The following is a 20091-nucleotide window of genomic DNA, read 5'->3' as shown; positions in this document are numbered from 1 at the left end:
GGCTCCGCCGGTCCGCCCGACCCGCCGGCCGCGACGGCCGGCACCTACCGCCTCCCGTTGCCCGGACCGCCGCAGGTCGCGCGGGCGTTCGAGGCTCCGCCGCAGCCCTGGGCGGCCGGCCATCGCGGAGTGGACCTGCGCACGACACCCGGAGCGCAGGCCCTCTCCCCCGTCGCCGGCGTCGTCTCGTTCGCGGGCACCGTCGCCGGTCGGGGAGTCGTCACGGTGACCGACGCGCGTGGTCGCCGGTCGAGCATCGAGCCGGTGCTGGCCGCCGTCCGGGCGGGCGACGCCGTCGAGGGCGGCGAGCCGCTGGGCCTCGTGACACCCGAGGGGTCGCACTGCGCGCCGGGCACGTGCCTCCACTGGGGCGCGCGGGTGGGCGACGAGTACGTCGACCCGTTCACGCTGCTGCCGGGCGCAGGCCCGGTGGTGCTGCTACCCCTGGACGCTCGTGTCGGCGACGGGACCGCCGGACCGCGCGGGTCCCACTGAGACGGCGCGGTCGAGGTCTGGTGCGGCGACCCGAGCACCGCCTGGTGCGACGCCTCTCGGACGCTGACCGATCCGAGAGACGCCGCTGCCCGTCCAGGACGGACGACGAACGGGTCCGACGCCGGCGAGCTGGGCCCGCCCGGCGCGGTCAGACGCGCTCGGCCTCGAGGAGGCGGGTGCGGAGCCGGATCATGGCGGCGGTGTGCATCTGGGAGATGCGCGACTCGGTGACACCGAGCACGCGGCCGATCTCGGCGAGGGTCATGCCCTCGTAGTAGTAGAGGACGACGACGATGCGCTCGCGCTCGCCCAGGCACTCGATCGCGCGGGCCAGCAGGAACTTCGTCTCGGCGGCCTCGATCGAGCCGGCGGGGTCGAGCGTGCGCTCGTCGCCGAGGGTGTCCACCAGCGAGACGCCGCCGGGGCGGTCGTCGCCGCCGCCGAGCAGCTCGTCCAGGGCGGCCACGTTCACCGTCGAGAGCTGGGAGTAGATGGCGCGGAGGTCCTCGACCGGCATCTCGAGGTGGCGGGCGACCTCGTCCTCGGTCGGGGTCCGGTGCAGCTTGGCCTCGAGCTCGGCGTACGCGCGGTCGACCGAACGAGCCTTGGTGCGGACCGAGCGCGGGACCCAGTCCATCGCGCGCAGCTCGTCGATGATCGCGCCGCGGATGCGGGACGACGCGTAGGACTCGAACTTCACCGCACGGTCGGTCTGGTACTTCTCGATGGCGTCGATGAGACCGAACATGCCGTAGGAGACGAGGTCGGCCTGCTCGACGGTGCTGGGCAGCCGCATCCCCACCCGGCCGGCGACCGCCGACACCAGGGAGGCGTAGTGCAGGATCAGGCCCTCACGCGCCCGGGGGGACTCCGTCGCCTTGTAGTCCGACCACAGGGCGTCGACCTCCTCGACCGAACGACTCGGAGCGACCGGGCCGCGAGGGGTCGGGACCCCGCGCGTGATCGGGACGGTCGGCGCGGCGAGCTGGTCGCCGGACGACGGCCACGGCTGCGGGATGACGCCCTCGGGGGCCGTGCTCGTCATACGGGTGCGCACCGGGAAGGCGGCGTCCAGCTGCGTCGTCATCGTCGACTCCATCTTGTGCGTCATGCTCGGGGGTGCGCTTGCTGGAACGCCGACCGCAGTCGGTCGGCGGAGACGTGCGTGTAGCGCTGCGTCGTGGCCAAGCTGGCGTGGCCGAGGAGCTCCTGGACGCTGCGCAGGTCGGACCCACCCTCGAGAAGGTGGGTCGCTGCGGTGTGACGGAGCGCGTGGGGCGCCACGTCGTCGACGCCCGCGAGGGCGGCGGACTGGTGGACGACCGTGCGCGCCTGGCGCTGGTCGAGACGCCCGCCGCGCAGGCCGAGGAACACGGCCGGCGGCGAGGCGGGGTGGACGAGCTGCGGGCGGCCACGCTCGAGCCAGGCGCTCAGCGCCGTCGCGGCGGGCTTGCCGAACGGGACGACCCGCTCCTTGTCGCCCTTGCCGACGACCCGCAGCGTCCGCTCGTGCACGTCCAGGTCGCCCAGGTCGGCGCCGCAGACCTCGCCGACGCGGACGCCCGTGGCGTAGAGGAGCTCGAGGAGCGCCCAGTCGCGGATCGCGAGCGCGTCGCCGTCGGCGGCACGGTCACGGGCCAGGTCGAGCATCTGCGTGACGGGCTCGACGCGCAGGACGGTCGGCAGGGGCGAGGCGGTCCGGGCGGTCGCGAGACGAAGCGCGGGGTCGACCGGGATCCGGTGCGTGCGGGTGGCCCAGGCGAAGAACGTGCGGACGGCGGCGCCTCGGCGGGCGAGGGTCGCGCGGCTGCGCTGCGTGGTCGCCATGGAGGCGAGCCAGCCGCGCAGGACAGCGAGATCGATCGAGTCGAGAGTTGTCCGGCCGTGCCGCGACGCATAGCCGAGAAGAAGGTCGACATCCCCGACATAGGCGCGGATGGTGTGCGCCGACAATCCGCGCTGGGCACCCAGGTGCGCCGAGAACTCCGACAGGAGGCGCACGCGATTCGGCGCCCCTGCAGTGATCTCGGCCACGTCCATGTGAGTACGGTGACCTGAAACACAGCCGGGAACAAGCAGTGAATTCACCTGGCCGGCCTAACGTTGGGCGAATCCCGGCGCAATGTCCGATTCGCCGACCAAGAAATGCCCGGTTGCGCGATTTTTTCACCCGCGGATCGCCTCACCCCTGCACTCAAGAAGTCCTTTTCGGCGCGCCTTCTGGACAACGCCTGGGCCGTCATGGTGAGGAACGACTCACCGCCGACCACCCGCCGTCCCGCCGCACCACCCAGCCGTCGAGCTCGAGGACGCCCAGAGCCCCCCGCGCCTCGGCCACGGAGACGCCCGCGACGCTCGCCACGCGGTCGAGGTCGGCCGGGACGCGGCGCGGCATCGCGTCGAGCACGCGCCGGGACACCGGGTCGAGCCCGTCGCTCGGACGCGACGCCCGGTCGTCGGCGGCCCGCTCGGCCGCGACGGCGGCGGCGAGGTCCGCCGTGCTGAGGGCCGCGAGCTCGCGCAGCTCGGTGGCGTCGGTGACGCAGACGGCCACGCCCTCCCGCAGCAGGCGGTGACAGCCCGCCGACGCCATCGACGTCACGGGGCCGGGCACCGCACCGACGGGACGCAGGAGCCGGGCGGCGTGGTGCGCGGTGCTCATCGCCCCCGAACGCCATGCCGCCTCCACGACGACGGTCGCCCGGCCCGCGGCGGCGATCAACCGGTTCCGCTGCAGGAACCTGCTCTTGGTGGGCAGGCTGGCCGGTGGCACCTCCGAGACCAGCGCTCCCCCGCCGGCGACCACCGCCTCGAGCAGGCGGGCGTTGCCGGCCGGATAGGCCCGGTCCACCCCGCCGGCGAGCACCACGAGCGTCGGCCCGCCGCGGGCGACCGCACCACGGTGAGCCGCCGCGTCGATGCCGTAGGCGCCGCCCGAGACGACGCAGACGCCCGCACCCACCACGCCGTCGGCGAGGTCGAACGCGACCCGCTCGCCGTAGGACGTCGCGGCACGCGATCCGACGATCGACACGCTCCGCGCCGTCGACGTCGCGAGATCGAGCTCGCCCCGGACCCACAGGCAGAACGGGGCCTCCGCGCCGAGGTCGTCCAGCGCGCTCGGCCACCGGGCGTCCCCCGGGACCAGGACCGCACCACCGAGCCGGGACAGCCGCTCGAGGTCGCGCAGCGGGTCGCAGTCGGGCAACCGGGCCGCCCAGCGCTCCAGCGCCCGACCGATCCTGCTGACGTCCGCGGGTGCGAGCGGTCCCCGACCCTCGTCGAGCCGACCGACATCGGGCCGACCTCCCGCGTCGACCGCGGCCCGGACCCACGCGAGCGCCTCCGCGGCACCCAGGAGCCCGACCAGCGCTCCGGCGACCGTGTCCCCCGGCTCCACCAGCGCGCTCCACGTCGTGCGCGCGAGCACGTCGGCCGTGTCGTCGCTCATGCGCCGTGCCCGCGCGTACGCAGCAGCAGCGCCTGACCGACATCGGCACGCCCGGGAGCCGCGCGCCCCGCCAGGTCGGCCAGGGTCCACGCGACGCGCAGCACCCTGTCGACGCCCCGCAGGCTCAGCGTGCCGCGATCGAGCGCGCGGTCGAGGTCGGAGACCAGCGACCGGTCGGCGCCGAGCCGGTCGCGCAACCACCCGCCTGGGACGTCCCCGTTGGTGCGCCACGGCGTGCCCGCGAGCCGCTCGACCTGCGCCAGGCGCGCGCCGGCCACCCGCGCGGCGACAACGGTCGTCGACTCCCCGGCCGACGCACCTGCCCGCGACAGTCCCAGCTCGACCTGGAGATCCACGCGGTCCAGCAGAGGCCCGGACAGCTTGCCGAAGTAGCGGCGCCGCTGCTCGGCACGGCACGTGCACGCGAGCCCCTTGCCCACCGCCTGGCCGCACGGGCACGGGTTGGCGGCGAGGACGAGCTGGAACCGCGCAGGGTAACGAGCGGTGCCGGCGGCGCGGTGCAGCACGAGCTCGCCGTGCTCCAGCGGCTGACGCAGGGTCTGCAGCACCGCGGTGGAGAACTCGGGGGCCTCGTCCAGGAACAGCACCCCCCGGTGAGCCCGCGACGCCGCGCCGGGCCGCGGCATGCCCGAGCCCCCGCCCACCACGCTCGCCGGGGTCGCGGTGTGGTGCGGGTCCTCGAAGGGCGGTCGGCGCAGGAGGCCGCCACCGGGGTCGAACGCGCCCGCCACGGAGTGCACCGCCGTGACCTCGACGGCGTCCGCCTCGGAGAGGTCGGGCAGCAGACCGGGCAGGCGGGCCGCCAGCATGGTCTTGCCCGTGCCGGGCGGTCCCACCATCAGCAGGTGGTGGCCGCCGGCCGCCGCGACCTCGAGGCAGGCCCGGGCCTCCGGCTGACCCACGACGTCGGCGAGGTCCAGGACGGCGGCGTCCGGCCGGGCGGCGACGGCGTCGGTGGCCACCGCCGCGACCGCGGGGACGTCGAGACTGGCCCCGTAGCCGGCGGCCACCTGCGCGAGGCTCGCGGCACCGATCACCTGCGCCCCGGGGACCAGCCGCGCCTCGGCGGCGTTCGCCTCCGCGACGACCACTCGTGGCCGACCGGCCGCGACCGCTGCCGCGACCGCGGGCAGCACGCCCCGCACCGGGCGGAGCCGGCCGTCGAGACCCAGCTCGCCGAGGTGCACCACACCCACCGTCGCGGCCGCGTCGATCGCCTCCGCACCGGCGAGCGTGGCGACGGCGATCGCGAGGTCGAACCCCGAGCCGGACTTCGGCAGGGTGGCGGGCGAGAGGTTGACGGTGATGCGCCGGTTGGGCCACGCGAGGCCCGAGGAGGTGACCGCGGCCCGGACCCGGTCCCGTGACTCCGCCAGCGAGGCGTCCGGCAGGCCCACCAGCGTGAACGCCGGGAGCGACGGCGCCAGATGAGCCTCCACCTCCACGACGTGGCCGGTCAGGCCCACCAGCGCGACGCCCAGGGTGCGCCCCAGCACCACCTAGACCACCCCGACGAGATGGTCGATCTGCGCGGCGCCCCGCGCCGGGAGGATCACGGCGATGACGTCGATCCGGACCGACCTCGGGTGCACGTCGTGCGCGGCCAGCCACTGCGCCGCGAGCCGCCGGACCCGCGCGAGCTTGCGTGCGGTCACCGCCTCCGCGGGGTACCCGAACGAGATCGACCGCCGGGTCTTGACCTCCACGACGACCAGCTCGTCCCCGTCGAGCGCGACGAGATCGAGCTCACCGTCCCGGGTCCGCCAGTTGCGGTCCAGCACGTCCCAGCCGCGATCTCGGACGTGCGCCTCCGCCACGTCCTCGCCGTACCGCCCCACTGCGTCCTTCGCGCGCACCGGACCACCTCCGCGCACGACGCTGCCAGCCCCTGACCGGGCGTCGACGGCCGGACGGCGGTCTGTGCGGGAGGGAGTCAGCCGCGTGGGCTGTGGACGCCTCGGCGAGCGCCGATCAGCGGGCGAAGCCCGCGCTGCCCCCGAGATCCAGCTCGGCCTTGGCCAGCTCCTCGACGTTGACGTCCTTGAACGTCACGACGCGCACCGACTTCACGAACCGGGCGGAGCGGTACACGTCCCAGACCCAGGCGTCGGCGAGCGTCAGCTCGAAGTAGACCTCCCCGGCGGCGGACCGCACCTGCAGGTCCACCTGGTTGGCCAGGTAGAACCGCCGCTCCGTCTCCACGACGTAGGAGAAGAGCCCCACGACGTCGCGGTACTCGCGGTACAGCGCGAGCTCCATGTCGGTCTCGTAGTTCTCCAGGTCCTCCGCGCTCACCGGGACATCATCCCCCATGCCCGAGCCCGCGGCCGCGCGACGCCACGCGGCGAACCGTCAGAACGCGTCGTCGTCGGGGAGCTGGTCGTCCCCGGTCCCCGGCAACCGCCACGAGCGTCGGTGCAGGACGCTCGGACCCAGCTCGCGCAGGGCGGCCATGTGCTCGGGCGACGCGTAGCCCTTGTTCTCGTCCCAGCGGTAGGCGGGGTGAGTGGCCGACAGCCCGACCATCAGCGCGTCACGCTCGCACTTGGCCAGCACGCTCGCCGCCGCCACCGACGCGCACGTCCGGTCGGCCTTCACACGCATGTGCACCCGGGGAGCCGGCGCCTCGGGCTCGTCGTCGAGCGTGAAGAGGTCGGCCTGGGCGGGGCGGCTCAGCCAGTCGTGGGAGCCGTCGAGCAGCACGACGTCCACGGGGCCGATCGTCGCGGCGATCGCGGCCAGCGCGCGGTTCCCGGCGAGCCTCAGCGCGGCGATGATCCCGATCGCGTCGATCTCGTCGGCGCTCGCGTGCCCGACGGCACGGGCGACGCCCCACCGGCTGAGCGCGGGCAGCAGCCTCGTCCGGGCCGCCGGTGCGAGCAGCTTGGAGTCGGCGACACCCTTGGGGGCCGACCGCGTCGTCGCGTCGACGACGACCACGCCGACGCTGACGGGACCCGCGAGCGACCCTCGGCCGACCTCGTCCATCCCCGCCAGCAGCCGCGCACCGTCGCGCAGGAGGAGCCGCTCGTGCCGCAGGTGCGGCGCCGGTCGCGGCGCTGCCGGGCGACGGGACGCCTCGAGCACGGTCACGGCTGGTCGGGCACGTCCGCGAACGTGCTGGTGGGGTTGTGCAGGAGCCCGACGCGCTCGATCGGCCAGACGGTCACGAAGGCCATGCCGACCACGTTGGCGATAGGCACGGAGCCGCCCCCGGGCTTGCCCTGGTTGTAGCGGGAGTCGGAGGAGTGCGAGCGGTTGTCGCCCATCACCCAGATGCTGTCCGCGGGCACGGTGATGTCGAAGGCGATGTCGGAGGGCTGCACGCCGRCGGCGAGATACGGCTCGTCGAGCGGGACGCCGTTCACCGTGACCGGCTCGCCCGGCCCCGCGCACGCCACGTGGTCGCCGGGGAGCCCGATGAGGCGCTTGACCAGGTGCTCGTTGGCGTCGGCCGGGTAGAGCCCGATGAAGGTCAGGGCGTCGTTGATCGCACCGCGCACGGGACCGGGGTCGGGGGCGACGTCGGCAGGCAGCCACCCGCCCGGGTCCTTGAAGACGACGATGTCCCCGCGGCGCAGGTCGAACGGTCCGGGCGTGAGCTTGCTGACGAGGATGCGGTCGTGCTCGATCAGGGTGTCGTGCATCGACTGGCTCGGGATGAAGAACGCCTGCACCAGGAACGTCTTGACCAGCAGCGACAGGACGATGGCGCTGACGAGGATGATCACCGTCTCGCGCAGCAGCGAGCCCGCCCCGCTCGGACGGCGGGCGGCGGCGTGCCGTCGGCTGGACGCGGGGGGCTCGGACGACCCGTCCCCCGCCGCCTCGGTGACGTCCGGGAGCCCGGGCGCGGAACCGGCCGGCTCGCCGCTCGGGGCCGCCTGGCCCGGCCACGACGTGGGCGACGAGTCCTCGTCGAGGTCTCGGGCGGGTCGGTCGATCACCCGCACACTCTCGCACGCGGGACGCCMTGACGCGCACACGACCGGCGGCCGAGATTCGCCCCGGTTCGCACGCTCGCGCCGTCGTGACCCGTGCCCGCGGGGTGCATCCGGGCGTGACCAGCACCGGCGCCGCCCGGGGACGCCGACGGGCGGCCACCGGATCGGTGACCGCCCGTCGGGACGTCGCACAGGAAGGCTCAGGCCTTCTTGGCAGCGGGAGCGAACTCGCGCTTCTCCTTGATCTTGGCCTTCTTGCCGCGGAGCTTGCGCAGGTAGTACAGCTTCGCGCGGCGCACGTCACCGCGCGTCACGACCTCGATCGACTCCAGGCTCGGGGAGTGCACGGGGAACGTGCGCTCGACGCCGACCTGGAAGCTGACCTTGCGGACCGTGAACGTCTCGCGGACGCCGTCGCCGTGGCGACGGATGACGACACCCTGGAACGCCTGGATGCGCGAGCGGTTGCCCTCGACGACCTTGACGTTGACCTTGAGGGTGTCACCGGCGCGGAAGGCCGGGATGTCGGTGCGCAGCGATGCTGCGTCGACACTGTCGAGCGTGTGCATGTGATGTCACTTCCCCGCCCTGCCACAGGTCAGGAACGTCGTCGAGGACGTCACGGCCGCCCCGCAGGGCAGGACCGGCGTCCTTGGTCTGGTGGTCCGGTGCGTCCGGGCGATCCCCGGGTGGTCGTGATTCGTCTCCCCTGTGGCAGAGACGCGACCTGCGCGCACCAACGGACCAGTCTGCCACACCGGCCCGACCGTCAGGTAATCGAGTCCTGGACCAGGCGTCCGTCGACCGGCGTCCAGCCGAGCGTCGCGAGCAGCGCGAGGTCGTGCGCGTCGAGCTCGTCGACCCGCAGGGCTCCGACGAGGTCCGGACGGCGCTCGGCGGTGCGCTGCAGAGCCGTGTCACGCCGCCAGCGCGCGATCCGGGCGTGGTGCCCGGACAGCAGCACGTCGGGGACGTCGAGCCCGGCCCACGTCGGCGGCTTGGTGTAGACCGGGTACTCCAGCAGGCCGGCCGCGCCGTGCGACTCCTCGACCAGCGACTCCGGGTTGCCGACGACACCGGGCAGCAGCCGGGCGACCGCCTCGACCACGACGAGCGCCGCGACCTCTCCCCCGTTGAGCACGTAGTCGCCGAGCGAGAACTCGGTCACCCGCACCCGCGAGCGGTAGTGCTCGGCCACGCGCGCGTCGATCCCCTCGTACCGGCCGCACGCGAGGACGAGGTGGCTCTCCCCCGCCAGCGCCTCGGCGGTCCGCTGCGTGAACGGCTCGCCCGACGGCGTCGGCACCAGGAGGTGCGTGCCGTCGTCGACCAGCTCGTCCAGGGCGGTCCCCCACACGTCGGGCCGCATGACCATCCCGGCGCCGCCGCCGAACGGGGTGTCGTCGACGGTCCGGTGGCGGTCGCTCGTCCAGTCCCGCAGGTCGTGGACGCGCAGGTCGAGCAGCCCGCCGGTGCGCGCCTTGCCCACCAGGGACAGCTCGAGCGGGGCCAGGTACTCGGGGAAGATCGAGACGACGTCGATGCGCACGTCAGTCGTCTGCGTCTCGGGGTGACACCGTCTCGTCGGAGACCACCAGGTTGGCCGCGTCGGAGGCGAGCAGGCCGCCCGGCGGGTCCAGGACCACACGACCGCCGGCGACGTCGACCACGGGGACCATCGCGCGCACGAACGGCACGAGCGTGCGCGCACCGTCGGGCTCCCGGAGGACGAGCATGTCGTGGGCAGGGAGGTGCTCGAGGCCGATGATCTCGCCGAGCACCCGGCCRTCGACGTGCTCCGCGCGCAGGCCCGCGAGCTCGTGCGGGTACCAGGCGTCGTCCTCGTCGGAGGTGTCCTCGTCGACGACCAGCTCGGTGCCGCGCATCGCCTCGGCCGTGGTCCGGTCGTTGATCTGCGCGAACGTCACGTACCAGCGGCCCTGCTGGGTCCGTGTGCCGACGACCGTCAACGGGCCGCGCGCGGCGGGCTCGGTGGACAGCACGGCCCCGACGACGAACCGCTCGTCGGGGTTGTCGGTGCGCAGGTCGAGGGCGACCTCTCCGCGCAGGCCGTGGGCACGGCCGATCCGCGCGACGGTCAGCTGCATGGGAGTCCTCACGTTGGGGCACGGTTCATCGGTCATGGCGAAGGCCCGGTCCCCAGGTTAGGGGACCGGGCCTTGCGCGATCAGTCAGCGCGCGTCGGTCAGCGCCGGTCGACGTCCACGACGTCGACACGGACCGCGCCGTCCGTCGAGAGCGCGCCGACGACGGTGCGCAGGGCGCGGGCCGTACGACCACCGCGGCCGATGACCCGGCCGAGGTCGTCGGGGTGCACGCGCACCTCGAGCAGGTCCCCACGACGCAGCGTCGACGCGTTCACGCGGACGTCGTCCGGGTGGTCGACGATGCCACGCACCAGGTGCTCGAGAGCGTCGGCGAGCATCAGGCCTGCTCGTCCTCGACCGTCTCGGCCGGAGCCTCGACAGCAGCGGCGGCCTTCTTCTCCGACGCCTTGGCCTTGGCCTTCTCGGCGTCGAGCGCGACGGCGTCGATGGCGGCCTTCGGGTCGACCTTGTCGGCCTTGGTGCGCAGGGTGCCCTCGGTGCCCGGGAGACCCTTGAACTTCTGCCAGTCACCGGTGATCTTGAGGAGCACCTCGACCTGCTCGGTCGGCTGCGCGCCGACGCCGAGCCAGTACTGGGCACGGTCCGAGGTGATCTCGATGAACGAGGGCTCCTCGGTGGGGTGGTACTTGCCGATCTCCTCGATCACGCGGCCGTCGCGCTTGGTGCGCGAGTCGGCGACGACGATGCGGTAGTACGGAGCGCGGATCTTGCCGAGACGCTTGAGGCGGATCTTGGTGGCCACGGTGTGGTCTTCTCCTGATGTCTGCTGTGGTGACCTCGCCGCGCATGGCCCGTGGGGTTGGGCGCGCAGGTCTGGTCGGGGACACGACGAATGCAGGTAGAGGGGCTGCAAGCGCCGGGTACAGCCGACCATTGTGCCAGATGCGGCGGGCCGCTCCCAACCATGTCCCGCAGGTCACAGGCGGTCGACGACAACCTCTCCCCGGAGCACCACCGCGCGCGGGTCCGCGAGGACCCGGACGTCGGCCCGGGGATCCTCGGCGTAGACGACGACGTCCGCGCTCGCCCCCTCGTCGAGCCCCTCGGCGCCGAGCCACGCGCGCGTCCGCCAGCTGGCGGCGGCCACCACCTCGCGCGCGGGGAGCCCGGCGCGGACCAGCTCGGCGGCCTCGTCGGCGATCCGGCCGTGCCCGATCGTCCCGCCCGCGTCGGTGCCGACGAGCACGGGCACGCCCGCGTCGTGCAGGTCGCGGACCAGCGCGTACCGGTGCTCGTGGAGCGCGCGCATCCGGGCGGCGAACAGCGGGTAGCGGGAGCCCTGTGCGGCGATGGCCTCGAACTGACCGATCTGCAGCAGGGTTGCGGTGACAGGGATCCCGACGGCGGCGATGCGGTCGATCTGGTCGGGCGTCGCGCCCGTGGCGTGCTCCAGGCAGTCGACGCCGGCGTCGAGCAGCGCGTCGAGCGCCTCCGTGGCGAAGGTGTGGGCGGTCACGCGGGCGCCGGCGGCGTGTGCGGCGGCCACGGCGTCGGCGAGCACGTCGGYCGGCCAGAGCGGGCGCAGGTCGCCGCCGGCGCCGAGGTCGCGGTCGATCCAGTCGGCGACCAGCTTGACCCAGCCGTCGCCGCGCGCGGCCTCCTCGCGGACGGCGCCCGGGAGCTCGGCGACGTCGGCGAGCTCTCGGCCGTAGTGCCGCAGGTACCGCTTGGGGCGGGCGAGGTGCCGCCCCGCGCGGATCAGGCGCGGCAGGTCGTCGCGGGCGTGCACCCACCCGGTGTCGGCAGGAGAGCCTGCGTCGCGGACGAGCAGCACCCCGGAGTCGCGGTCGGCGAGCGCCTGCTTCTCCGCGGTCCCGTCGTCGACCGGGCCGTCCGAGGCCAGGCCGATGTGGCAGTGCACGTCGACGAGGCCGGGCAGGATCCATCCCTCGAGCACGGCATCCGGAACCGAAGCCGGCCGCTCGAACGTGAGACGGCCGTCGACCACCCACGCGTCACCCGCCTCGCGCTCGTCGTCGAGCACGACGGTGCCGCGCAGGTGGAGGAGCACCGAACCCTCAGCGTCCGCCGAGGTAACGGTCCAGACCGGCAGGCAGCTCGAGCTCCGTGGGGGCGGCCTCGGGCTGCGTCGGGGCGATCCCGAACGCGGAGCCGGCCGGAGCCGCAGGACGGCTCGTGATGCCGCGCTCCTGCTCGGCGCGGCGCGCCGGGTTGCCCGACTTGCCCTTGACCTTGCGGGCCGGCGCCTGGCGGCCGCGCGACTTCTTGCCGCCCATGCCCGGCAGGTTGCCCATGCCCGGGGGCATGCCCGGCATGCCGCCGCCCTTGGCCATCTGCTTCATCATCTTCTGCGCGCCGTCGAAGCGCTCSAGCAGCTGGTTGACGTCGCTSGGCTTGGTGCCCGAGCCSGCGGCGATGCGCGAGCGGCGCGACCCGTTGATGATCCGCGGCGTGCGGCGCTCGGCSGGGGTCATCGACCGGATGATCGCCTCGATGCGGTCGACCTCGCGCTCGTCGAAGTTGTCGAGCGCCTCCCGCATCTGCCCCATGCCGGGGAGCATGCCCATCATCTTCTTCAGCGGGCCCGCGTTGCGCAGCTGCTGCATCTGCACGAGGAAGTCCTCGAGCGTGAGGTCCTGGCCGGCGGCGAGCTTGCCCGCCATCTCCTCGGCCTGGCCGGCGTCGAACGCCTTCTCGGCCTGCTCGATGAGCGTGAGGATGTCGCCCATGTCGAGGATCCGGGACGCCATGCGGTCCGGGTGGAACACCTCGAACTCGTTGAGCTTCTCACCGGTGGACGCGTACATGATCGGCTTGCCGGTGACGCTGGCCACCGAGAGCGCGGCACCACCGCGCGCGTCGCCGTCGAGCTTGGTCAGCACGACGCCGGTGAACCCGACCCCGTCCTGGAACGCCTGCGCCGTGGTGACCGCGTCCTGACCGATCATCGCGTCGATGACGAAGAGGATCTCGTCGGGGTCCAGCTCGTCGCGGATGTCCGACGCCTGCTGCATCAGCTCGGCGTCGACGCCGAGGCGGCCGGCCGTGTCCACGATCAGGACGTCGTGCAGCTTGGACTTGGCCGTCGCGAGACCCTCGCGGGCGACCGCGACCGGGTCGGCACCGAACGGCATGACGTCGTCGCTGCCCTGGTTGCCGGGGTGCGGGGCGAAGACCGGGACGCCGGCACGCTCCCCCACGACCTGGAGCTGCGTGACGGCGTTGGGCCGCTGCAGGTCAGCCGCGACCAGCAGCGGGGTGTGTCCCTGCCCCTTGAGGTGCAGCGCGAGCTTGCCGGCGAGCGTCGTCTTGCCGGCACCCTGCAGACCTGCGAGCAGGATGACGGTCGGCGGGTTCTTGGCGAGGTTCAGCGTGCGCGTCTGGCCACCGAGGATGGCGACGAGCTCCTCGTTGACGATCTTGACGACCTGMTGCGCCGGGTTGAGCGCACCGGACACCTCGGCCGACAGCGCGCGCTCGCGCACGGCACCGGTGAACGAACGGACGACCGGGACGGCGACGTCGGCGTCGAGCAGCGCCCGGCGGATCTCGCGCACGGTGGCGTCGATGTCCGCCTCGGACAGACGGCCCTTGGTACGCAGGTTCTTGAAGGTCGACGTCAGTCGGTCGGACAGGGTGGCGAACACCTGGCGGTCCTCACGCTTCGGGGGTTCTTACGATTTCACGGACGGCCTAGCGTACCCGCCAGCTCACGGGTGGCCCGTGCCGTCAGGTCGTCGACGAGCGTGGCGCGCCACGTGCTCCACGCCTGCGGGCCGGCGGCGCCCGCGTCCGCCTCGGTCAGCGCGCGCAGCAGGACCAGCATGTCCGGGCGGTGGTCGACGGCGTCGAGCAGGCGCGCCATCGTCGTCGGGTCGTCCGGGTCCGCCGTGGTGGCCAGCTCCGACAGGGTGAGGTGCTCGCGCACGAGCCGCGTGACGTCKGCGGCCATCTGGTCGTCGAACCCCATCCGCAGCACGATCGGTCCCGCGAGCCGCGCGCCCTCGATCGAGTGGTCGCCGGCGCCCGCCCGCTTGCCGATGTCGTGCAGCAGGGCCGCGAGGAGCAGCGTGTCGCCGTGCTCGACCACGCGCTTGTCGCGGCCGGCCCGCGCGACCGCCTCCACGAGGTGCCGGTCGACCGTGTGGCGGTGGATCGACGAGCGTTGCGGCCGGTTGCGCACCGCCGCCCACTCGGGGATCCAGGTGGTCACGACCCCCGCGAGGTCGAGCGCCTCCCAGATGGGCACCTGCGCGGGTCCCGACCCCAGGAGCTGCAGGAGGTAGGTCCGCGCGGCCTTGGGCCACGGCGTCGGCAACGGCGGGGTGGCCGTGAGGCTCGCGACCGTGACGGGCGACAGGCTCAGCCCGGTCCGAGCCGCCGTCGCGGCCGCGCGCAGGGACAGCAGCGGGTCCTCCGCCGGGCGGGCCTCGACCGCCAGCACGATCTCGCCGTCGTGCTCGACCAGGTCCTCCGCGATCGTCMGCAGGCGCGGGGCGGTGCGCCGACCGCGCACCAGCATCGTCGCGCGSGCCGGCCGCTGCAGGGCCTGRCGKGCGTTGCGCACGGTGGTGTCGAGCGCGTAGGAGATGACGCGGGCCGCCTCGGCGATGCTCGCCAGGAGGTCGTCGCGGTCGTCGAAGCCGACGCGCGCGGCCACCTCGTCCTGGTCCGCGAGCAGCAGCCGGTTGGTGTGCCGACGGGTCACCACCTGGACCGTGTCGCGGACGTCCAGCAGGTGGGCGTACGCCATGTCGACGGCGCCGTGCGGGCGGTCGGTCAGCCACGTGGCGGCCAGCGCGCTCAGCACGACGGCGTCGCGGATGCCGCCGCGCGACTCCTTGAGCTCCGGCTCGATGAGGTAGGCGAGCTCACCGTGGCGCTCGGCGCGCTGCCGGGTGGAGGCGAGCAGCTCGGGGAGCCGTCGACGAGCGGCCGAGCGCCAGTCCTCGAGCAGCGCGGACTTGGCGCGGGCGATGACGACGACGTCGCCGGAGACGGGCTGCAGGTCGAGCAGCCCGACCGCCGCCGGGAGATCCTTGGACGCGACCTGGCGGCACTGCGCGAGCGACCGCACCGAGTGGTCGAGGTCCAGCCCCGCGTCCCAGATCGGGTACCAGAGCTTCTGTGCCAGGGCCGAGAGCTCCTCCGGAGAGTGCCCGCGCCCCTCGTGCACCAGCAGCAGGTCGAGGTCGCTGACCGGACTGGCGTCGCCGCGCCCGACGCTGCCGACGGCGCCCAGCGCGATGCCGGACACGTCCTCGCCCTGGGTCGCGATCTCCCACTGCTCGCGCAGCCGGCCGACGACCAGCTCGACGATCGCGGCGCGGCGCGCGATGCCGTCAGCGCCGGGGCCCGTCAGGCCGGCGGCGAGCTCGAGCCGTTCGACGCGGAGGTCCCGCACCCCGATCGCGGGGTGCGGGACCTCGGGCGACCCGTTCGCGGCCGCGCCCCCCGCGGGCGGCCGTTCCTGTGTCATGTGTGGCGGTCGACCGTCCTGATCAGAGGGCGTCGTCGCCGTGCTCACCGGTGCGGACGCGAGCCACGTCCTCGACCGGCACGACCCAGACCTTGCCGTCGCCGATCTTGCCGGTCTGCGCGGCGCGGACGATGACGTCCGTCACGCTGACCACGTCGGCGTCGGACACGAGCACGTCGATCTTGACCTTGGGGACCAGGTCGACCGTGTACTCGGCACCGCGGTAGACCTCGGTGTGACCGCGCTGGCGGCCGTAGCCGCTGGCCTCGCTCACGGTGAGACCTCGGACGCCGGCCGCCTCGAGGGCCGACTTCACATCGTCCAGCCGGTGCGGCTGGATGACAGCCGTCACGAGCTTCGTCATCACTTCACCTCCGTCACGACACGGGCGCCGACGCCCAGCGTCTCGTATGCGGTCTCAGCGTGCACAGCCAGGTCGATACCGCCGACCTCGGCCTCGTCGGACACCCGCAGACCGATGGTCGCCTTGAGGATGAGCGCGATGACGTAGGTCGCCGTGAAGCTGAAGAGCACCGCGCAGCCCGCGACGATGGCCTGCGTGGCCAGCTGCGTGAGCCCGCCGCCGTAGAAGAGCCCGTTCATGGCCCCGTCCGGGTACCAGCCGCCGTTCTTGTCGGTGGCGAAGAAGCCGATCAGGAGCGTACCGACGAGGCCACCGACGGCGTGCACGCCGACGACGTCGAGCGAGTCGTCGAAGCCGAACTTGAACTTCAGACCGACCGCCAGGGCGCAGAGCACGCCGGCGACGAGGCCGACCGCGATCGCACCCCACGTGTCGACCGCCGCGGCGGCCGGGGTGATGGCGACCAGACCGGCGACGACGCCCGACGCCGCACCGAGCGACGTCGCGTGACCGTCACGCAGCTTCTCCGTGGCGAGCCAGGCGAGCATGGCGACGCAGGTGGCGAGCATGGTGTTGAGCCAGGCGCGACCGGCCGTGCTGTCGGCACCGAACTCCGAGCCGGCGTTGAAGCCGAACCAGCCGAACCACAGGAGAGCGGCGCCGAGCATGACGAACGGCAGGTTGTGGGGCCGCATTGGCTCCCTCGGCCAGCCCTTGCGGCGGCCCAGCAGGATGGCGAGCGCCAGGCCCGCGACACCGGCGTCGATGTGGACGACCGTTCCACCGGCGAAGTCGATCGGGGTCGAGAGTCCCTCGGTGATGCCGGTCGCGCTCAGCAGGCCGCCACCCCACACCCAGTGCGCCAGCGGCATGTAGACGACCGTGACCCAGATGGCCGAGAAGATCAGCCACGCGCTGAACTTCAGGCGGTCGGCGATGGCGCCGGAGATGAGTGCGACCGTGATGATCGCGAACGTCGCCTGATAGCCGGCGGCCACGAGGAACGGCACGCCCGTCGACGCCATCAGGCTGTCGTCGTCCGTGAAGTTCTGCAAGCCGAAGTACGTGAACGGGTTGCCGAGCCAGCCGCCGCCGAGGTCAGGGCCGAACGTGCCGGAGTACCCGTAGAGCACCCAGATGAGCCCGACGACGCCGATCGCCGCGAAGCTCATCATCATCATGTTCAGGACGCTCTTGCCGCGCACCATGCCGCCGTAGAAGAACGCCAGCCCCGGCGTCATCAGCAGCACGAGCGACGCGGCGGTGAGCATCCACGCCGTGTTCCCGCTGTCCAAAGCGAATTCCATCGAGATCGCCTCTCCACTCGCCAGCCGGGGGTGGCTGGTCGGGATTACAGTCGATGAGGCGGGTTTCGGCCGTGGACGGGGGACGTTACGTCGACGTGACAAACCTCACGCGCAGGTAAACGTTCGGTTTCGTGGTGAGCGGTCGTCCAGGAACGTCAGCCCTGGAGCAGCGCGTCGACGAAGGCTTCCGGGTCGAACGGGGCCAGGTCGTCCGGACCCTCGCCGAGGCCGACGAGCTTGACCGGGACACCCAGCTGGCGCTGCACGGCGACGACGATGCCGCCCTTCGCCGTGCCGTCCAGCTTGGTCAGCACGATGCCGGTCACGCCGGCCACCTCGTTGAACACGCGCGCCTGGTTCAGACCGTTCTGGCCGGTGGTCGCGTCGAGGACCAGGAGCACCTCGGACAGCGGCGCCTCCCGCGTGATCACGCGGGTGATCTTGCCCAGCTCGTCCATCAGCCCGGCCTTGTTCTGCAGCCGGCCGGCGGTGTCGACGAGCACCACGTCGATCCCCTCCGCGCGGCCCGTGCGCACGGCGTCGAAGGCCACGGCGGCGGGGTCGGCGCCGTCGCGGTCCGACCGGACCGTGTGCACGCCCACCCGGGAGCCCCAGGTCTGCAGCTGGTCGGCGGCGGCGGCCCGGAACGTGTCCGCGGCGCCCAGCACGACGGTCCTGCCGTCGGCGACGAGCACGCGGGCGAGCTTGCCGACGGTCGTGGTCTTGCCCGTGCCGTTGACGCCGACGACGAGGACGACCGCGGGCACCCGAGAGCCGTCGGCCGCCGCGCCGGGCGCGGTGTGCAGGCTGCGGTCGAGGGACGGGTCGACGAGCGCGAGCAGCTGCTCGCGCAGGACGGCACGCACCTGGGCGGGGTCCTTGAGCCCCTCGACCCGGACGCGGGTGCGCAGGGCGTCGATGAGCTCGCCCGTGGGACCGGCGCCGACGTCGGCGAGCAGCAGCGTCTCCTCGAGCTCGTCCCAGTCGTCCTCGGTGAGGTGGTCCTTGGAGAGCACCGCGAGGAGCCGGGCGCCCAGCGGCGACCCGGAACGGGCGAGCCGGTCGCGCAGGCGGGACAGGCGTCCGGCGGTCGGTGCCGGGACGTCGAGCGCCGGTGCGGCCTCGGCCTCCTCGGGCAGGACCTCGGGCGCGGTCTCGACCTCGGGCGCCGTCTCGGCGGCGGGCGTCTCGACGGTCGGGGCCGGCGCCTGGGCCGGCACGTCGACCTCGGGCGGGGCCTCGTCGGTCGTCGAGCCGCGGCGTCGCCGCACGAAGACGGTCGCCAGCGCGACGGCGATGGCCGTCGGGATGCCGGCGGCCAGGAGGATCTCGAGCGTCTCGTTGGTCACCGGGACAGTCTGTCGGGCGGCGGGCTACGGAAGCGAGCCGACGCGTCAGCGGCGATGGTTGCCGGGCAGGACCCCGACGGCCTTGTCACGGGCCCGCTGCAGCGTGGCGGCCAGGTCGTCCACCTGCAGGTACGCCTCGCCCTCGTCGACCGTCTCCCGCAGGAACTGGGCCAGCGACATGTCGACCGGCTCGACCGAGGCGGCCGCGGCGGCCGCGCGCTGGTCGGCGTCGGGGTGCTTGCGCGCCACCCAGCCGCCGCGGAAGGCCTGCAGCGGCGACTCGCCGTCGCCGCGCGAGGAGCTGGTGATGCTCGCGGCGAGGAGGACGCCGGCGGCGACGAGAAGTGCCAGGACGATCGCGACGAGGATGGCCATGACATCCAGTGTCCGTGCCGAACCTGGATGCGGGAGCGCCCCACGCACAGGGAGCGGCAAACCGCACACAATCTCCACACGCCGGACGAGCGGCCCGAACGGGCCACCGCTGCTCAGACCGCGACGTCCTCGCGCATCCGCTGGCTGATCACGGTGGTCACGCCGTCGCCCCGCATGGTCACGCCGTACAGGGCGTCGGCGATCTCCATGGTGCGCTTCTGGTGCGTGACGACGATGAGCTGCGAGTCCTCCTGGAGCTCCTTGAAGATCTCGAGCAGCCGGCCCAGGTTGGCGTCGTCCAGGGCGGCCTCGACCTCGTCCATGACGTAGAACGGGCTGGGCCGGGCCTTGAAGATGGCGACGAGCAGCGCCACGGCGGTCAGCGACCGCTCGCCGCCGGACAGCAGCGACAGCCGCTTGACCTTCTTGCCGGCGGGTCGGGCCTCGACCTCGATACCGGTGGTCAGCATGTTGTCGGGGTCGGTGAGCACCAGCCGACCCTCGCCGCCCGGGAACAGCCGCGGGAACACGACGTCGAACGCGGCGGCGGTGTCGCGGTACGCCTCGGCGAACACCTGCTCGACCCGCTCGTCGATCTCCTTGACGATCTCGAGCAGGTCCGTGCGCGACTTCTTCAGGTCCGCCAGCTGCTCGACCAGGAACTGGTGACGCTCCTCGAGCGCGGCGAACTCCTCGAGCGCGAGCGGGTTGACGCGTCCGAGCAGCGACAGGGCCCGCTCGGCGGCGCGCAGTCGCTTCTCCTGCTGCTCGCGCACGTACGGCACCGCGGTCGGCGCCTCCGGGTCGACCTCCGCGCCCGGCAGGGGGATCACGGGGACGTCCTGGTGCGGGCCGTACTCCTCCAGGAGGACGGCGGGGTCCAGGCCGAGGTCGTCGACCGCCCGCGACTGGAGCGCCTCGATCCGCAGGCGCTGCTGCGTGCGGGCGACCTCGTCCCGGTGCGCGACGTCGGTGAGCTGCGCGAGCTCGGCGGCGCGGACGTCCACCTCGGCGCGGGCGGCCGTGACCTCGCGGTCCCGCTCCCCCCGGGMGACCTCGGCGGCGTCGCGCTCGGCGGACGCGCGCCGCAGCGACTCGTCCAGCACCACCAGCGCCTGCGTGGCCCCGTCGCGGACGGCCTGGGCGACGGTGGCCTGCCGCGACCGTGCGCGCTCGCGCTCGGCGGCGCGCTCGCGTGCGACACGCTCCGTCTGGG

Annotated in this window: 22 protein-coding genes; 1 reads left to right on the top strand and 21 read right to left on the bottom strand. The window is 73.5% G+C overall.

The window, feature by feature from the left end; translation table 11 throughout:
- The coding region (locus ACXJKG_RS09580; RefSeq protein WP_456845532.1) for a murein hydrolase activator EnvC family protein at positions 1 to 495 on the top strand (495 nt) is incomplete at its 5' end.
- Positions 496 to 643: 148 nt separating this feature from the next.
- Here the strand turns inward: ACXJKG_RS09580 and whiG are convergent.
- The 21 genes from whiG to ACXJKG_RS09475 form a co-directional block, all read right to left on the bottom strand.
- A complete protein-coding gene (gene whiG / locus ACXJKG_RS09575) occupies positions 644 to 1582 on the bottom strand; it encodes an RNA polymerase sigma factor WhiG (RefSeq protein ID WP_456845531.1) in 939 nt (312 codons plus the stop codon).
- A 20-nt stretch (positions 1583 to 1602) separates the two neighbouring features.
- The gene (locus tag ACXJKG_RS09570) at positions 1603 to 2535 is read right to left on the bottom strand and encodes a tyrosine recombinase XerC (RefSeq protein ID WP_456845530.1); all 933 of its coding nucleotides are present in this window, start codon (positions 2533 to 2535) and stop codon (positions 1603 to 1605) included.
- A gap of 199 nt (positions 2536 to 2734) precedes the next feature.
- Positions 2735 to 3946, bottom strand: coding sequence for a DNA-processing protein DprA (dprA, locus tag ACXJKG_RS09565; protein ID WP_456845529.1), 1212 nt, complete (start codon positions 3944 to 3946; stop codon positions 2735 to 2737).
- Entirely contained in the window at positions 3943 to 5466 is a 1524-nt protein-coding gene (locus ACXJKG_RS09560; protein WP_456845528.1) for a YifB family Mg chelatase-like AAA ATPase, read from the bottom strand. The genes dprA and ACXJKG_RS09560 overlap by 4 nt, the downstream gene beginning before the upstream one ends.
- Positions 5467 to 5823: a YraN family protein gene (locus ACXJKG_RS09555; protein ID WP_456845527.1), complete on the bottom strand. Its 357-nt coding sequence runs from the start codon at positions 5821 to 5823 to the stop codon at positions 5467 to 5469.
- 115 nt (positions 5824 to 5938) lie between these two features.
- Positions 5939 to 6262, bottom strand: coding sequence for a DUF2469 domain-containing protein (locus ACXJKG_RS09550; RefSeq protein WP_055922267.1), 324 nt, complete (start codon positions 6260 to 6262; stop codon positions 5939 to 5941).
- A 57-nt stretch (positions 6263 to 6319) separates the two neighbouring features.
- On the bottom strand, positions 6320 to 7060 hold the full coding sequence (locus tag ACXJKG_RS09545) for a ribonuclease HII (RefSeq protein WP_456845526.1): 741 nt from the start codon (positions 7058 to 7060) through the stop codon (positions 6320 to 6322).
- Complete coding sequence (gene lepB, locus ACXJKG_RS09540) at positions 7057 to 7914, bottom strand: signal peptidase I (RefSeq protein WP_456845525.1); 858 nt, start codon at positions 7912 to 7914, stop codon at positions 7057 to 7059. The genes ACXJKG_RS09545 and lepB overlap by 4 nt, the downstream gene beginning before the upstream one ends.
- Before the next feature lie 197 nt (positions 7915 to 8111).
- Positions 8112 to 8480: a 50S ribosomal protein L19 gene (gene rplS / locus ACXJKG_RS09535; protein WP_456845524.1), complete on the bottom strand. Its 369-nt coding sequence runs from the start codon at positions 8478 to 8480 to the stop codon at positions 8112 to 8114.
- A 200-nt stretch (positions 8481 to 8680) separates the two neighbouring features.
- Complete coding sequence (trmD, locus tag ACXJKG_RS09530; protein WP_456845523.1) at positions 8681 to 9460, bottom strand: tRNA (guanosine(37)-N1)-methyltransferase TrmD; 780 nt, start codon at positions 9458 to 9460, stop codon at positions 8681 to 8683.
- Between the two features lies 1 nt (position 9461).
- On the bottom strand, positions 9462 to 10019 hold the full coding sequence (gene rimM / locus ACXJKG_RS09525; protein WP_456845522.1) for a ribosome maturation factor RimM: 558 nt from the start codon (positions 10017 to 10019) through the stop codon (positions 9462 to 9464).
- Positions 10020 to 10117: 98 nt separating this feature from the next.
- On the bottom strand, positions 10118 to 10357 hold the full coding sequence (locus ACXJKG_RS09520; RefSeq protein ID WP_055922281.1) for an RNA-binding protein: 240 nt from the start codon (positions 10355 to 10357) through the stop codon (positions 10118 to 10120).
- A complete protein-coding gene (gene rpsP / locus ACXJKG_RS09515) occupies positions 10357 to 10782 on the bottom strand; it encodes a 30S ribosomal protein S16 (RefSeq protein WP_456845521.1) in 426 nt (141 codons plus the stop codon). Before rpsP ends, ACXJKG_RS09520 begins: the two co-directional genes overlap by 1 nt.
- 174 nt (positions 10783 to 10956) lie before the next feature.
- A complete protein-coding gene (locus tag ACXJKG_RS09510) occupies positions 10957 to 12051 on the bottom strand; it encodes an amidohydrolase family protein (RefSeq protein WP_456845520.1) in 1095 nt (364 codons plus the stop codon).
- Positions 12052 to 12058: 7 nt separating this feature from the next.
- A complete protein-coding gene (ffh, locus tag ACXJKG_RS09505) occupies positions 12059 to 13648 on the bottom strand; it encodes a signal recognition particle protein (RefSeq protein ID WP_456845519.1) in 1590 nt (529 codons plus the stop codon).
- Positions 13649 to 13683: 35 nt separating this feature from the next.
- On the bottom strand, positions 13684 to 15480 hold the full coding sequence (locus ACXJKG_RS09500; RefSeq protein ID WP_456845518.1) for a [protein-PII] uridylyltransferase: 1797 nt from the start codon (positions 15478 to 15480) through the stop codon (positions 13684 to 13686).
- 22 nt (positions 15481 to 15502) lie between these two features.
- Positions 15503 to 15844, bottom strand: coding sequence for a P-II family nitrogen regulator (locus ACXJKG_RS09495; protein WP_056093079.1), 342 nt, complete (start codon positions 15842 to 15844; stop codon positions 15503 to 15505).
- A complete protein-coding gene (locus ACXJKG_RS09490; RefSeq protein WP_456845517.1) occupies positions 15844 to 17151 on the bottom strand; it encodes an ammonium transporter in 1308 nt (435 codons plus the stop codon). The genes ACXJKG_RS09495 and ACXJKG_RS09490 overlap by 1 nt, the downstream gene beginning before the upstream one ends.
- Positions 17152 to 17306: 155 nt before the next feature.
- A complete protein-coding gene (gene ftsY / locus ACXJKG_RS09485; protein WP_456845516.1) occupies positions 17307 to 18500 on the bottom strand; it encodes a signal recognition particle-docking protein FtsY in 1194 nt (397 codons plus the stop codon).
- Between the two features lie 45 nt (positions 18501 to 18545).
- Positions 18546 to 18875 carry a hypothetical protein gene (locus ACXJKG_RS09480; protein ID WP_456845515.1) on the bottom strand — a complete coding sequence of 110 codons (330 nt, stop codon included), beginning with the start codon at positions 18873 to 18875 and terminating at the stop codon, positions 18546 to 18548.
- A gap of 113 nt (positions 18876 to 18988) precedes the next feature.
- The coding region (locus ACXJKG_RS09475; RefSeq protein ID WP_456845514.1) for an AAA family ATPase at positions 18989 to 20091 on the bottom strand (1103 nt) is incomplete at its 5' end.

The organism is Cellulomonas sp. P5_C6, assembly GCF_054049635.1.
The sequence above is the reverse complement of the archived record's forward strand: the minus strand, read 5'-3'. Positions and strand labels throughout refer to the sequence as shown.